Genomic DNA, 14,551 nt, shown 5'->3' with positions numbered 1-14,551 from the left:
CAACGATGACCCTGAAATTTGGTCAGGTAATTGAGTCTGGGTCTGAATATGAAAAGAACGTGCGATCGCTGCCAGATAGACCAAAACACCTCAACCCGCCACAGCCGCAATTTATGGCATCACCCCAAATACCACAATCGCAGCCACCACCGCAAACCAGTACAACTGAATTAAAAGCAGTACCCAGGCAACCAATCACAATAGAAAACTTACGCGTGTGGTGGCAGACAGCTAATCATTTAGGCAAGCCCGAACCATATAAGGAGAGAATCGCTGAAATTGCGTCCCAGTTCAAGGCTACGGGACAGCTATCACCTCAAGCAATGGAGGCAATGCAAAAAGACACAGTTAACCGAATCGCCCAGATTGCTCATAAAATCGTGTCTACTTTGGGACAACAACAGCCAGATGGTTCCACTCGTGTCCAGGGTAAGATTTACGATATTACCTTCAATGCACATCAGAAAGACTGGGCGATCGCTCACAAAAACGGCGATGTGATTTTGGATGTCAAATCACAGCAAGTACAGATTAACAAAGTTACTCCAAAAATCTTACAAGATTTCGAGAGTGTGAATAACAAACTTGATGAGGTTTTGGCGAAGGATAGGATGCAGGGGATTCAGAGGTAAAATAGCGCAAGTCTTTCTTCGTTGAGCATCATAGCTAAGTCTGATTGTGTATAAGTGTAAATACAGGTTTCTCTTTTTTCACAAATCTCCGTAATAATTCGCTAAGGCTGAAATCTAAGCCAGATCACGGAAACAGCAAGTTTTTAGCAAAAGCTTTTGATTCTGCTTAAGTTTAACTACTATCGTTAATATGCTTGAGGCTGCTAGTATCAGTATGTGTCTGTACATTTGTAGTTTTGTATGTGCTTTTGGACTAGCAGTTATGCAAATTAGTATTCCAGATGACCTCAAAAAACAATTCCATGCTGCTTGTGCTTTGCGTGGTGTAAAGATGAGTCATGTTGTGGTGGAGCTTATAGAACAATGGCTGAAAGTTAATGAACAAACTTCATTTAGTGAATCAAAGGACTGAAGTGATTGCAAATAAGACTTGCCTATTTGCATTATTAGAGTAGTTTCAATAAATTTATAACTAAACCAGATAAGTGATGTTTTTATGGATGAAATTTCTTCTAAGCTCATAGCAATTTTCCAGAATGTCAATGACTGGCTTAAATTTGCAGAGGCTAAAAATGGTATTCTGCTTGCTTTTTCTGGTGCTGCCATTACTGCAACTATAACTATTTTAGGCACAACACAGAGTATACCTAATTCATTAAAAATTGGATTGTTTTTAACAACTATTCTACTTTGTCTTTGTTCTTTAATTTGTTCTTTATCTTTTCTTCCAAAGACAAATTTAGAGCGTGTCTTACCACTAAATAGGAAACCTAGTCAGAATGATAATTTATGGTTTTATGGAAGTTTGCAGAAATATACTCCAAGGGAATTATTAGAGGCGCTGGATCAGCATTATTTTAAGATAGGGAGTAATATAATAGATGAAAAAAAGTATATTGATATTGTTGAACAGATTACTATTAATTCACGAATTGCATTTTTAAAATATCAAGTTTTTACATACGCTCTATATTTATTAATTGCTTCTATTTTGGTAATTCCTTGTTCTATATTGATCAGTTTAATTACTTTTCATAGATTGTAATTACTTTTAAAAAAAAGTAAAATAGGTATTTTATGCTAAATTCATCTACTGGTAAAAATGTTAGATTAACTATAATTCATCTTGATTTAGTTAAATCTTCAACTTATACTAATCCAATTGAGAGAAACGGAGGAGTAGAATTAACACCACACTTTATACTTCAGATTAAAAACTTAGTTAAAGAGAGCTTCGATTTAGTTACTAAAAATTCTAATTCTGAGTATGAAGAGATTCAACCTTTAGGTGGAGATGCTTATCGTGTCTCATTTCAAGAAGTTAATGATGCCCATCAATTTGTAGAATATTTTTGCAAGTTAGTTAAAGAAAAAGATAATCAAGAACCAAACAAAAGAAAGCGAATTTTTAGAATTGGTGCGGCAACAGGTAATGTTATCTTTAATTCATCTGAATCCGGGCTTGATCGAATAATAGGAGATAATGTATTAGTAACAGTGTCACGACTTATTGGAATAGATAAAGCTGGTTATTTTTATGTTGATAAAGAAACTTTTAATAGTCTGCCTGAAGCTGCTAAAACTAAGTTTATACCTGAAGTAATCATGGGCAAACCTCATGATAATGACCCTAATATTCAATGCTATAGTTGTCAAATCTTTCAGGATATAAATGAACTAAAAGAGATAAATAAACAAAATAAAGAAACATTGCCTAAAGAATTAAGTACAAAAGAACGAAGAGATTTTAGAGAAGTTATTAAATCAGCTTTTCCTAATCTAAAAGATTTACAAAGAATATTAGACGAGAATGAATGTAATAATTGGTTGAGAAATGTTAATGCTAACCAGGATGATGATAACTTTCTTTATGATTTAATTAAAAAAATCGAAAGTGACGGTAACACGAGTATTTTTTTAGAAATATTATATCAAGCAAAACCAAATAATTCAACATTGAAAAATTTTTATAATCGATACAATAAACAATAATTAATATTTAGGTTACTTTAAATGCGGGAATTACAAAAATTTAGAGAAGTTATTAAATCAGCTTTTCCTAATCTAAAAGATTTACAAAGAATATTAGACGAGAATAAATGTAGTGATTGGTGGAGCAATATTAATACTAGCCAGGATGATGATAACTTTCTTTATGATTTAATTAAAAAAATCGAAAGTGAATGTAATATTCCTAATTTTTTAGATATTTTGCTTCAAAATAAATTGAATAACAAAAATTTATGGAAATTTTATTTTAAATATTTATTTGATAATTATTCTACAGACAAGGGAAGTTTTATTGAATTATCAAAGATTTTAAAAAACTTTACTAGATCAGAAATAGACAAAATTTCAACAAACGCTGAACCTTTTTTACAGGAAATTTTAAATAAAAATCAAGAATACAAAAATAATAACTTAATTCTCCTTTTACTCAAAATAGAAAATTTTCAATTAGTGATAGATAGTTGTTTGGAAATCTTACCATCTTGGATTCACATTTATTGTAATGAAGATATAGAATATATTAATAATAATAATAACGGTTTGACTTCTATCCCTAAATTATTTTGTATATTGCAAATTTTAATTGAGAAATATCCTGACCGAAAAGATTGTAAGTCTTTAATCTCAAATTTTGTTGAAAAGCTGCGTGAAAAAATAGATGACGAAGAAATTAAAAAGCAAATGGAAAACTGTTTGAAGCCTGTAGAGACTAAAGAAATACCTTCAACCAGATATCCTGATATTATTAATGCGTATTTGTTAATTTTAGTTGAACCACCTAAGAAGGGTAAATCTTGTTTAAATGCCTTTCTAGAGTTACCCAATAAGGATATTCGTCCCTTGGATTTAAAAAGTAATTCATCAATGAAAGGATGTACAGTTTTATTTAAAAAGAATGATAAACAAACCCAAATAAGTATTTTTGAGTTTATTACAGAAAGCAAAAAAATCCTTAAGGAAGAGCAAAAACCTTATAATCTCACAATAGAGTTCTTTTTACCAATAGAGTATTTTCATTATGATATTGAACATTTACAAATCCCTAAATCAAGAATGGATACTACATCAATTGGAGAGGAGTATAACTTAATATATCGATCTTATGATCGCTTGATAGAAATTGAAGAATGGAATCGTTTACAAAAAGCATGGGAAAGGGTGAGAGATATTTTAAAGAAGAATAATCAGCAAGAATTTCCTATGAATATAATTCAAGCAGATCCGTATTTTGAATATTTAGAACAAATAGATTTTACCGAATGGAAATGTTTAGTGAATAGACTTGAGGAAAGAAAAATAGGATTAAAATTAAATTGTTGTTTACCAACATTAGATATTAACCGAAGAAATGTATTTAAAGGGATTGTATATAGTGGAATACCTATTGCTATTTGGATTAGAAAAATTAATCAAGACGAAATAAGAGAATTTAAAGAGATTCTTATTAATGTTAATTTAGATTGTTTTAGTGAGCCAAAGAATTTGCTAAATAGAATCCGAGATAAACGTAAACAAGTATATCAAAAACAAGAAACTATTCGTGAGCAATATTTAGGTTATAATTTAGGGATTTTATATGAATCAGACCGTTGGGGTTCAGCAATTCCAGATGAATTGTATATTCCTTTAACTGAGTAAATTAGAAGGGACTGAAATGAGTGACTGGAAAATTTTTTACGGAAACAGAACGCCAGATCCATATCGAGATAAAGATATAAAAAAACGATTAGTTGGTATTGAACCACCTAGTTGGCGTAAATTTTCTTCCGTGTCTGGAGAAACAAAACCTTTAATTTTTACAGAAAAAGAAAAAAGCTACTGGGAGCAATTACAGGAAATTGCTAACAGTGAAGAGCGAAAGCGGGATATTGAAAGGGGAAAAAACTTTAGAGTTAGCGAGAATAATGAGAATCAGCGTAAAGTTGTTGATGCGGTAAATGCTGCTCTTTATTTACGAAGGCCGCTTTTGGTGACAGGGAAACCAGGTTCTGGAAAAACCACACTAGCTTATGCGATCGCTTATGAACTGAAACTAGGGCCTGTTTTACTGTGGCCGATTACCACTCGCTCCACACTACAGGAAGGATTATATCAATACGATGCAATCGCCCGCTTACAAGATGCCCAACTTAGCCAAACAGATCCAGAAGCTAAAAATCTCAGTTACCGTGATATTGGGCAGTACATCCAACTAGGCCCGCTAGGAACTGCCTTTTTACCTTGTGAATATCCACGAGTATTATTAATTGATGAAATTGACAAAAGCGATATTAATCTACCAAATGATTTACTCAACCTATTGGAAGAAGGTAAATATCCAATTCCTGAACTTGCTCGTTTAGCCAAGCAACGCAATAATCAAGAACAACAAAATAATGAAGTGCAGATTGTACAGTCTAATGACGGGTTAGAGGTAAATATTTATAAAGGAAAGGTTCAATGTCAAGCTTTTCCCTTAATTATTATGACTAGCAATGGAGAGCGTGACTTTCCACCTGCCTTTCTCCGACGATGTTTACGAGTGCAAATGCCAGAGCCAGAAGAGTCAGACTTGCAAGAAATTGTTAAAGCGCACTTGGGTACAGATAAAATTGAGCAATTCCAATCTCTAATTAAAGACTTTAGAGACAAGAATTATACTGAAGAAGGTAATTTAGCAACTGATCAACTTTTAAATACTATTTATTTGTTGACTCAAAATGCGGATAGCAAACGCATAAAAGATTTGTTATTTAGTTCACCGACTAGTAGAGAAGTTGACTAATGATGGAATCATTAATTGCTATCTTAAAAAAAGAACTGGATCTAACAGCAGAAGAAATAGCAGATATCTTCTGGCTTACGTTAATTAGGCAGCAGGCTACAAATCAAACAAACTCTGGTAGTTCTAATAAGAACTTATCTGATACAATCCCAGATGTTGATATTTTTACTGATAATGCTACTCCAGATTCAGGACAAAAAAAGGATACAGAAAATCAAAAGTTACTGCCATTTGATGAAGAAGAACCTTCTAAAGAACCTCCTTCCAGAAACCAGAACCCTAAGCTTGGTTTGTTCACTAGAAATTCTTCCTCTCTACAAATTAGAAAGGAACCTTTACCATTCAAAGTTACTAACCCAGTTGTCATTCAAAATGCTTTAGACATTGCTCGCGCTCTTCGTCCTCTGATACAAAGATTTCCGTCATATAAAGCTACTTTAGACGAAAATAAAACTGCACAAAAAATTGCAGAGGAAAAAGTTTGGCAATTAGTAACTCAACCCATCCTAGACCCCCGGTTAGAAGTAGCATTGGTAGTAGATGAAAGTCCCTCAATGTTAATTTGGTGGCAAACAATTTTAGAGTTACAAAAACTGTTAAAAAACTATGGGATATTTCGTGATGTACGTACTTGGGGATTATTGGTAGATAAAAATCAGAAAATAGGAATCCGCCTGAGTTTTGGTACAATGTTAGAAACACAACTGCGCTCACCTCAAGAGTTAATCGATCCTAACAATCGTCGGCTGATACTCTTAATTACAGACTGTGTTTCCTCAATTTGGCAAACTGGAAAAGTTTTACCGTTGCTAAAAGTTTGGGCAGATAGTAGCCCTATGGCAATTGTACAGATGCTACCAGAATGGTTGTGGGTAAGGACAGCGTTAAGACAAGCTGAAGTGGTACACTTTTCTGCACTATTACCAATGTTATCTAATCAGCAATTGTCAGTGGTTCGCCGCTTTGATTTAGAAAAATCAGAAGCACAAGCCCGTATCAAAGAAGTCAGAATACCTGTCTTTTGTTTAGAACCATCAATGATATTAGAATGGAGTGAAATGGTCGCTGGGAAAGGAAATACACTAGTACCAGGGTATATATTTCGACTGGATTTCCAACCTTCTGTAATACCATTAAAATCCACTGAGTTAATATCTCGATATGAACCAGAACAACTGGTACAACGGTTTAGAGTTGCTTCCTCTCCAATGGCAAGACGATTAGCTGGATTACTAGCAGCCTCGCCAAGCATAAGTTTACCTGTAATTCGACTAATTCAGAACGCTCTACTACCTAAAAAATGTAACCAAGTGAATGTGGCAGAAGTTTTGCTTGGGGGTATTTTGAAACCAAAGGAAACTCCTCAAGCAGGACAAAACCCTGATGAAGTAGAGTATGATTTTATTGATACTAAAATTCGTTCATTGCTGTTGGAATTAGCCCCAGTTCCAGATACAGTCCAGGTATTATCTAAGTATATTGAAAATAAATTTGGCATAGCTCTAGATGAGTTTATAGCTGATCTCAACTGGATTCAAAGTGAGAATAAAGCAGAAGTTGAGCGTAATCGTTTTTTTGCATTGGTAGCGGCGGAAGTTCTGAAGCGCAAAGGCGGGCTTTATTCTGAATTTGTTCAGGAAATAGAGCGCAGGGTTGGGCCTGTAGGGTTAAGCCCATCAATAAAATTTGAGGGTTTCCCTCCATTTCATCCATTTGAATTTCAAGTTGCAACCGTCACTATTGAAGATGTGCTATCTCCCATTTTGCAACCTTTTGAATTTGAAATAGCCATCATTGAACAAAAAGAATCAGGCTTGTTGAAAAGAAAAGAAGGATTGATAATCAAGCGTCGTCAGCAATCTCAATATTTTATTGAAGACTTAGGGAATGACGTTCATTTAGAAATGGTACAGATTCCTGGGGGCAAATTTACAATGGGTTCTCCCCTAAGAGAGAAAAATAGCACTGATAATGAACGCCCGCAACACCAAGTAACTGTCCCAGAATTTTTCATAGGCAAATACCCAATAACGCAGACACAATGGCAAACAGTAGCCTCTTGGCTACGAGTAAACCGAAAACTAAAGCCTGATCCCTCTAACTTTAAAGGTGCAAATCGTCCTGTAGAGTTTGTTTCTTGGTACGATGCGGAGGAGTTTTGCTCCCGCCTCTCTCAATATACAGGCAAAAGCTACCGTCTACCAAGTGAAGCAGAATGGGAATATGCGTGTCGTGCTGGTACAACAACCCCATTCCATTTTGGCGAAACAATTACATCAGAACTGGCTAATTATAATGCTGAGTACACTTACGGAACTGGAGTAAAAGCAACGTATCGAGGCGAAACAACAGAAGTAGGCAGCTTTGGAGTAGCGAATAATTTTGGGTTATACGATATGCACGGAAACGTGTACGAATGGTGTCTAGACGATTGGCACGATAACTATGAAGGAGCGCCTATAAATGGCAGCCCTTGGTTTAATAATAATGGCAATTTTTATCAAAAGCAAAAAAATGCCGTACTGCGGGGCGGTGCTTGGTTCCTGAATCCTCAATACTGCCGCTCTGCGTTTCGTTTTAATCATGCTAGAGAGGATCACAAGCTCATCATCGACGCTGTTGGGTTTCGTGTTGTCTGCGAGGTTGATATGATTAGTTAGTAAATTTTATACTTTTTACTTTTTACACTTTGTACTTGTTCTTTTTTTCCTTTGTTAGCGAAGCGGAGTATTTAAATTTTTTTTCAAAAATAAGCCAGAGAATTTCCCAAGCGTACTATCAAGTCAGAAAGTCAACTTAGTGGTAATAAATGCCAAAAGTAGTTATAAACCAAATACAGAACACAGCCCAATACTACACAGAAGACTTGGGTAATGAAATTGGGTTAGAGATGGTTCTGATTCCGGGTGGTAGCTTCATGATGGGTTCACCAGAAGGTGAACTAAAGCGCAGTGATTCAGAAAGCCCTCAACATTTAGTAAACATTCAGCAATTTTGCATAGGTAAGTATCCAGTCACTCAAGAGCAGTGGAAAGCAGTTGCTGCTATGCCACAAGTTAACCGGGAGCTTGACCCAGACCCATCCAACTTTAAAGGTGCAAATCGACCAGTTGAGGAAGTCTCTTGGTACGATGCAGTGGAATTTTGCGATCGCCTTACTGCCCATACAAAAAGAAATTACTGCCTATCAACTGAAGCAGAGTGGGAGTATGCGTGTAGAGCCGGAACAATCACACCATTCCATTTTGGCGAAACAATTACATCAGAACTGGCAAATTATCGAGGTACTGAAACTTACGGTGCTGGGGTAAAAGGAACGTATCGAGAAGAAACTACAGAAGTAGGCAGCTTTGGCGTAGCTAATAATTTTGGGTTATACGATATGCACGGCAACGTCTGGGAATGGTGTCGTGACCATTGGCATGATAATTATAAGGGAGCGCCAACAAATGGTGGTGCATGGTTAACTAATGATAATAGCCACTCTCGACTGCTGCGAGGTGGGTCTTGGGTCAATGCTCCTGAAAACTGCCGTTCTGCTTATCGCAACAAGCACGTCCCCGACCTCCAAGCCTACGATATTGGTTTTCGGGTTGTGTGTAATCCTCAAGAACAAAGATTGCAAATACCGCCTGACATTCCCCAGCAGTACAGGCAGCTACGGGATTTATTAGCAAAAGGCCAGTGGCAACAAGCAGATAAGGAAACTCATGAATTAATGAAAGAATATATCGGAAACGGTTGGACTGGAGAAAAATTTTTTACCATTCCATGTGAAATGCTTCGTGAAATTGACAAATTATGGATGACTTACAGTAGTGGACACTTTAGCTTTAGTGTTCAGAAAGAAATTTACTTAGCTCTCGGCGGTAAAGCTAATGGTCAGTATGATGAAGAAGCCTGGAAAAAATTTGGTGATCAAGTTGGATGGAGAGTTAGGCAAAGTTGGATCAAATACGAGAACGTAACTTATGGTTTGTCTGCACCTAGAGGTAGCTTACCTTTTCGAGAAATTTGGTTTAACACGAGAAACGAACCTGATACTTTTTTAGGAGAAAGATTTGCTGCTTTGATTTGGAGACTTGTAAATTGCAATATTTAAAATTGACCAGCATCTCTCAACTTGCACATTTTAAAACCCTTATCTAGTAAGTTCTTCAGAAAGCTGATCAAGCCGATTCCGGCTTCCTCCCCTCCTTACAAGTTGCAACAAACACGGCTTCGGGTGATTTAATATGGTTTTACCCAAAAAATGGCCAGATTTTGAATCATAAACTGACAGAAAGTTAACGTAATTTCAAGGCTTTCAAACAATCAACATCTCATGCTGTGAATCAAATAATGACTGCAAGTTGAATTTATGAATCATAATACGACCAAAAGTAGGGTTTACTACATTTTCAAAAAAACGAGTATCCTCATACTCCAATTTCATCCAATATATTCAACTTTTGGCATAAGTTATGCTTCAAACGGTCAATAAATAGTTCAAAAACGCCAAAAACACTTTTAATTCCTCATCAATGATTAGCGATCGCACTCATAGCACACATCTTTAATGGTCAAGAAAGGCGATCGCTCTGTGTGCAATTTTTTGAGCTAGATTACTTGCTGTAGCTAAATTTCAGGTTTTTTAAACTCGAATCATAGGTTTGAAGTATATCTTGACCGCCTACGTCGTGAACTATATCCTGTCCTTTTTGTCCAAGTTTTGGGTAAAACCACATTTAACTCACATCTTGCACCTGGAAATTTGGATGTCAAAACCATGACTACGTGCAAGGGGAGTTAGCCGTTCAATATTAAGTAAAAGAAGATACACAACTATATGAGGGAAAATAGATTCAAGGGCTATTTGTGCAGCCTGACCCCAATCAGGTGGTGATGCAGATTGAATATGCAGATAAGTCCAATGAGCAATGAGGTAAGCAGTCAGCGAAAGAATCAGCCAGCGATACATACCCAGCAGAGTTCCTTGCCCAAAGCGATGTAAACCAAGCTGGTGGTAAAGGGGCAATGACTTTCAAATTCAAGCGCAAATAATCAACACAGACATGGGTAAGAATTGGGCAATTGTAGTCGGGATAAACAATTACGACAACCTTCAGCCACTAAAGTATGCCAAACGAGACGCAGAGGCGATGAAGGCTTGGTTTGAAAATGAAGCGAACTTCGACCAAGTGTTTCTGTTTACCGAAGACTCTGCGCCTATTCCAGCAAATCCGCCAATTCCAACCCTGCCAACTCAAGGGCGTTTTAAGCGATTTCTAAATGCACAGTTTGAAGAACCGTTATTGAAACCAGAAGATAACTTGTGGTTTTTCTTTGCAGGTCATGGGAAGCGTTTTGTAGACCAAGACTATCTGATGTTTTTAGATAGTGACCCAACAGATTATACAACTGCCATCTCTGTTGACTATGTAACGCAAAGGCTACGCAGGTGTGGCGCTGACAATGTAGTATTGTTAATCGATGCTTGCCGGGATGAGGGCGATCGCTCTGGCTTAGGCGTGGGGATGCAGGAACATAAAGGAGTGATTACTTTTTACTCCTGTGCTGCTAGTCAAAAATCATGGGAAATAGATGAATTACAGCATGGCTCATTTACTTACAGCTTGCTAGAGGGATTGCGACTACAGGGCGAAGCCAACTGTGCCACAGTAGAGCGTTTAGAACAACATTTACGCTACAGAGTACCTGAATTAAATGCTTATTATAAAAAATCTGAGCAACATCCGTCTTTAAAAGCGGAGCCGCCCTACAAGATGTACTACATCTTATTAGAGCAAGCAGCCAGGATAAGAGATGTAGAGCCGTTGAAGTATCAAGCATTATTGGCGGAAAATCGGGGTGATCTATTATTAGCGAAGCAATTATGGGTCAGAGTTTTAGCGGTATCTCGTGGTGATTGGGAAGCAGTTGAGGCTATTGAAAGAATTGCTATGCGTCAGGGAGAAAGTTTTGAGCCGACAATCACAGATGAGCTTACAATTCTTGCAAGTGGAGGTAGGTCAACCCAAGAATTGGCATTAACTCAGAATCAAGCAAAACATGAGCAAAATTCAACTAGTCAAGAGCGAATAAGTAGACAAAAGTTTTTAAAGTGGATTGGATTGGGAGGGATAACTTTGGGAGACGCAATTGTAATTGTAGGTAGTGAAAATTTTAAAGGTCAATTACTTACACCTACATCTACACGTACATTACTTCCAACAAGCAATACTAGGATATTCTTGCTGGCAGGAACAAATAATAAAACTAAAATAATAAATGACCTTAAATCTGAGTTAATAAGAGCAGGTTTCAATGTTTTTGGAGCACAACAGATAGAAGATGATACTAGACCAAATGAACCGGAGGTTAGATACTTTAACCGATCTGATGAAGAGCAAGCCGATATAGTAGTTAAGTTTGTGCGCTCACGTTTATCGAATCAAGTAATTACAGCTAAATACTATGATGATTCTAGTGGTAAACCAGGATATATTGAAATTTGGCTTGGTCGATAAAGCTTTAATCAATAATTACTATTTATATAATCAACTTCATTTCTTATGCAATAACTAACATTTTGATTTTGTGAAATCGGATATATGGGAATGGCATCTGATAACAATTGGCTGATGGTATCTGAATTCCTAGCTTACAGGTGTGTACTGCTAAATACTGTAGATTTTGCTGTAGGTGGTCAAAACAGTCCAAGATGTAAGCGTAAGCATAATCGTCTACAAGAAGTTCAAAGTTTTTATAAACTATAATTTCAATTATTTAACGGTTTTCATAGTATGTCTTTTTATTGCCTTTACTGTAATAGAATCAGAAGTGGAAAGAAAAAATCAGAAGAAGAAAAAACAAAAGAACATTTTGTACCAAAAAGTATTGGTGGTGGTCGCGCTTGGCATATTCCAGTTTGCAAAAACTGTAATAGATTATTAGGAGGAACTTATGATGACGAATTACATCGACTAAGTTGGATGTTTGAATTTTATAAAAGTAGATGTATTAAGAGAGTAGGACGGGCTATTTTACAAAATGGACAGCTAGTTGATGTTAATTTTTCTTATCAGGAAATTCTTTCTAATAAAAATATAGATTTTCAATTAAAATGTCATGCTTTAGATTCAGGAAAAGAAATTCCTCAAATAAACATTGAAAAAATAGAATTTGAATTAGAAAATAAAAAAACTGTTATAAAAAGTTATCCTTCCATTTTGAAAATTGCTTTAGGCGGCGCTCATTATTTAAATACAAGATATAAATTAACTGATAAAACTTTTTTTTCAGACTTAGCATTTGCTAAAATTCGCGAAGCAATCTTGGGCAAAGGAAATTTTAATCCAGGCGGTAATGGTATTTCTAGCCCTGTAGTATGTGAATTACTTTCACATAAAGAATCTGAAAATATTATAAGAAGGCGTACCACCGGAGAAAATAAACTTAGGCATATAATTTCTCTGGAACAAGAAAACATAAATTTAGTAATAAATATATGCTTATTTAGTTTCTTTTTCTGGAGAGTTATTATACCTATGAACAACGATTTAAAAATTACTAGATGTGAAGAAAAATTTATTCTTTATGAGCTAAGAGAAACTACGAGGCTTATTACATCATCAATGATGCAACATGAAAGTCCAATCAAAATTGTTATTATAATCAATAATTTTTAATTTTTGAATTTCACTATTGTATTAATATTAGCTTTAAGTTCAAACTCTTTACATCTATATTTAATTACCTTTAAAAAATCGCTCTATTAGTACTGGGATAAGAAACCCAGATTTTCTTTGAATAAATCTGGCATCTTGAGCTTTTTCATCTACGAGGGTTGCGCCTTGACTGTACAGGCATTCAGCAATCGACTACTTCGAGATTTTGGACAGACATACAGCCCTACTCCCACACCGGAAACCGCCGCATCATCTCCGCCAACGCTACCGCCTCACCATCCGGCGTGTACACAGTTTCCCCCAACATCGCAATCACAATCCTGTTTTTCCGCGCCCACTTAAACCAAGCGATCACTTCAGATTTAGCCTGTGCAGATTCCGGTTTCCGTCCCTCCTTGCAAGCAGCCACAAACACGGCTTCCGGTGATTTAATTCCTTTCCAAGTCCGTAACGCTTCTTTGAGGTAGGCGATCGATCGCCCGCCCCCGGCACATTATCCCAATACCGCTTAACGGTTCTTTGAATCTCTGCATTGAGCCGAAATTGCGGGGTACAAGCAGAGTATTTCTACCAGCATTAAACTATAAGAAAGCGAAAATAACTGCATAGGGAGAAGTGTTAACTGTGTGGTTCTGGGAAAAAGACTCAGTTGAATATGAGATATTCAAAAAATACGAACGAGCGTTAGTCAGCCTTGGCGTTAAGTTCTCACTCGAAGAAGTTCAAAACGCTTTAGAAGGCTGTACTTACGGGTTAGAAGATGCGCTCAGAAGAACAATTGAGTATGTGCTGTGGTTACAAAAGAATGAAAAGCAGTATTTTCCAAATGCGATTTTGGTGAGTGCATTACGAGACCAGTGGAAGCCAAAAGCATGGCGTGATGAATATTTGGAACGACCAAATCTAGAATCACCTGGGCAGAGATGGTGGAACGCAGCAGCCAAAACGTGGGGGTACGATGTCCGCAATCGCCTTGTTGCTGATGTTTTTTATGATGAAGGCACAGAATTTATCAAGTTTACCAACGGTAAAGAAATTAAGGTAGAGACTGCGTGGCGTTGGGAGTGGGAGCGAGTGCTGAGGTATGCGACTACCTGAAGTACGATCTCGTCAGCACTAAGGTTTCTTCCAACAATCGCCTCCGTACAAAACCTTCTGACTACCATCAGGCGCAAAACGGACACACCATCCTTGTGTTTTTGCTTGCCATTCGCGGTAGGCAGTAGCAACGACGAAGATGGTTAACGTGATTAACCCTGCCGTCAATAAAACTCGCTGCCAACGAAGATTTTTCATTAACTTCTGGTTTTCCTCTAGAGCAGTATTTTATCGATAACAATACTACTGATTGCTCCTACTTCAGCGTTCCCAAGCTTTCAGTTGAACCTTTCTCATTCATACTGCTACAGGCGATCGCACTCATCATCTGCTACTGATCAAAAACGGCTACTGTCAAAGAAAAGCGATTGTTTCTC

At 36.6% G+C, this 14,551-nt stretch carries 14 protein-coding genes; 11 read left to right on the top strand and 3 right to left on the bottom strand.

Features of this window, described 5'->3' with window-relative positions:
* The first annotated feature begins 5 nt into the window (after positions 1-5).
* The 8 genes from H6G77_RS29890 to H6G77_RS29855 all read left to right on the top strand — a co-directional run bounded on the left by H6G77_RS29890 (position 6) and on the right by H6G77_RS29855 (position 9,508).
* Positions 6-632, top strand: a complete 627-nt coding sequence (locus tag H6G77_RS29890) for a hypothetical protein (protein WP_190873491.1) — start codon at positions 6-8, stop codon at positions 630-632.
* 262 nt (positions 633-894) lie between these two features.
* On the top strand, positions 895-1,044 hold the full coding sequence (locus H6G77_RS29885; protein WP_190873490.1) for a plasmid partition protein ParG: 150 nt from the start codon (positions 895-897) through the stop codon (positions 1,042-1,044).
* Between the two features lie 84 nt (positions 1,045-1,128).
* On the top strand, positions 1,129-1,677 hold the full coding sequence (locus H6G77_RS29880) for a Pycsar system effector family protein (RefSeq protein WP_190873489.1): 549 nt from the start codon (positions 1,129-1,131) through the stop codon (positions 1,675-1,677).
* A gap of 32 nt (positions 1,678-1,709) precedes the next feature.
* Positions 1,710-2,624 carry an effector-associated domain EAD1-containing protein gene (locus tag H6G77_RS29875; protein WP_190873488.1) on the top strand — a complete coding sequence of 305 codons (915 nt, stop codon included), beginning with the start codon at positions 1,710-1,712 and terminating at the stop codon, positions 2,622-2,624.
* 21 nt (positions 2,625-2,645) lie between these two features.
* Positions 2,646-4,280 carry a hypothetical protein gene (locus H6G77_RS29870; protein WP_190873487.1) on the top strand — a complete coding sequence of 545 codons (1,635 nt, stop codon included), beginning with the start codon at positions 2,646-2,648 and terminating at the stop codon, positions 4,278-4,280.
* Between the two features lie 16 nt (positions 4,281-4,296).
* Complete coding sequence (locus H6G77_RS29865) at positions 4,297-5,406, top strand: MoxR family ATPase (RefSeq protein WP_190873486.1); 1,110 nt, start codon at positions 4,297-4,299, stop codon at positions 5,404-5,406.
* Complete coding sequence (locus tag H6G77_RS35975) at positions 5,406-8,066, top strand: formylglycine-generating enzyme family protein (protein ID WP_242049348.1); 2,661 nt, start codon at positions 5,406-5,408, stop codon at positions 8,064-8,066. The genes H6G77_RS29865 and H6G77_RS35975 overlap by 1 nt, the downstream gene beginning before the upstream one ends.
* Before the next feature lie 149 nt (positions 8,067-8,215).
* Entirely contained in the window at positions 8,216-9,508 is a 1,293-nt protein-coding gene (locus H6G77_RS29855) for an SUMF1/EgtB/PvdO family nonheme iron enzyme (protein ID WP_190873485.1), read from the top strand.
* A gap of 630 nt (positions 9,509-10,138) precedes the next feature.
* Here H6G77_RS29855 and H6G77_RS29850 read toward each other — a convergent pair.
* Complete coding sequence (locus H6G77_RS29850; protein WP_190873484.1) at positions 10,139-10,423, bottom strand: hypothetical protein; 285 nt, start codon at positions 10,421-10,423, stop codon at positions 10,139-10,141.
* A gap of 37 nt (positions 10,424-10,460) precedes the next feature.
* On the opposite strand from H6G77_RS29850, the gene H6G77_RS29845 reads away from it, so the two are divergent.
* Positions 10,461-11,915: a caspase family protein gene (locus H6G77_RS29845; protein ID WP_190873483.1), complete on the top strand. Its 1,455-nt coding sequence runs from the start codon at positions 10,461-10,463 to the stop codon at positions 11,913-11,915.
* 276 nt (positions 11,916-12,191) lie between these two features.
* Positions 12,192-13,076 (top strand): HNH endonuclease, encoded by an 885-nt coding sequence (locus H6G77_RS29840; protein ID WP_190873482.1) that lies wholly within the window; start codon positions 12,192-12,194, stop codon positions 13,074-13,076.
* Positions 13,077-13,299: 223 nt separating this feature from the next.
* On the opposite strand, the gene H6G77_RS35970 is transcribed toward H6G77_RS29840, so the two are convergent.
* Positions 13,300-13,485, bottom strand: a complete 186-nt coding sequence (locus H6G77_RS35970) for a hypothetical protein (protein WP_242049347.1) — start codon at positions 13,483-13,485, stop codon at positions 13,300-13,302.
* A gap of 215 nt (positions 13,486-13,700) precedes the next feature.
* Here H6G77_RS35970 and H6G77_RS29830 point away from each other — a divergent pair, with 215 nt between their 5' ends.
* Positions 13,701-14,174 (top strand): hypothetical protein, encoded by a 474-nt coding sequence (locus H6G77_RS29830; protein WP_190873481.1) that lies wholly within the window; start codon positions 13,701-13,703, stop codon positions 14,172-14,174.
* Positions 14,175-14,192: 18 nt separating this feature from the next.
* Here the strand turns inward: H6G77_RS29830 and H6G77_RS29825 are convergent, their stop codons facing one another.
* On the bottom strand, positions 14,193-14,372 hold the full coding sequence (locus tag H6G77_RS29825; RefSeq protein WP_190593328.1) for a hypothetical protein: 180 nt from the start codon (positions 14,370-14,372) through the stop codon (positions 14,193-14,195).
* Positions 14,373-14,551: the final 179 nt, after the last annotated feature.

The organism is Aulosira sp. FACHB-615, from assembly GCF_014698045.1.
Classification (GTDB): Bacteria; Cyanobacteriota; Cyanobacteriia; order Cyanobacteriales; family Nostocaceae; genus Nostoc_B.
The sequence above is the reverse complement of the archived record's forward strand: the minus strand, read 5'-3'. Positions and strand labels throughout refer to the sequence as shown.

Excerpts from the sequence above, each read along its gene's own strand:
- H6G77_RS29890 (WP_190873491.1), top strand. The coding sequence starts at position 6 with ATGACCCTGAAATTTGGTCAGGTAATTGAGTCTGGGTCTGAATATGAA.
- H6G77_RS29885 (WP_190873490.1), top strand. The coding sequence starts at position 895 with ATGCAAATTAGTATTCCAGATGACCTCAAAAAACAATTCCATGCTGCT.
- H6G77_RS29880 (WP_190873489.1), top strand. The coding sequence starts at position 1,129 with ATGGATGAAATTTCTTCTAAGCTCATAGCAATTTTCCAGAATGTCAAT.
- H6G77_RS29875 (WP_190873488.1), top strand. The coding sequence starts at position 1,710 with ATGCTAAATTCATCTACTGGTAAAAATGTTAGATTAACTATAATTCAT.
- H6G77_RS29870 (WP_190873487.1), top strand. The coding sequence starts at position 2,646 with ATGCGGGAATTACAAAAATTTAGAGAAGTTATTAAATCAGCTTTTCCT.
- H6G77_RS29865 (WP_190873486.1), top strand. The coding sequence starts at position 4,297 with ATGAGTGACTGGAAAATTTTTTACGGAAACAGAACGCCAGATCCATAT.
- H6G77_RS35975 (WP_242049348.1), top strand. The coding sequence starts at position 5,406 with ATGATGGAATCATTAATTGCTATCTTAAAAAAAGAACTGGATCTAACA.
- H6G77_RS29855 (WP_190873485.1), top strand. The coding sequence starts at position 8,216 with ATGCCAAAAGTAGTTATAAACCAAATACAGAACACAGCCCAATACTAC.
- H6G77_RS29845 (WP_190873483.1), top strand. The coding sequence starts at position 10,461 with ATGGGTAAGAATTGGGCAATTGTAGTCGGGATAAACAATTACGACAAC.
- H6G77_RS29840 (WP_190873482.1), top strand. The coding sequence starts at position 12,192 with ATGTCTTTTTATTGCCTTTACTGTAATAGAATCAGAAGTGGAAAGAAA.
- H6G77_RS29825 (WP_190593328.1), bottom strand. The coding sequence starts at position 14,372 with ATGAAAAATCTTCGTTGGCAGCGAGTTTTATTGACGGCAGGGTTAATC.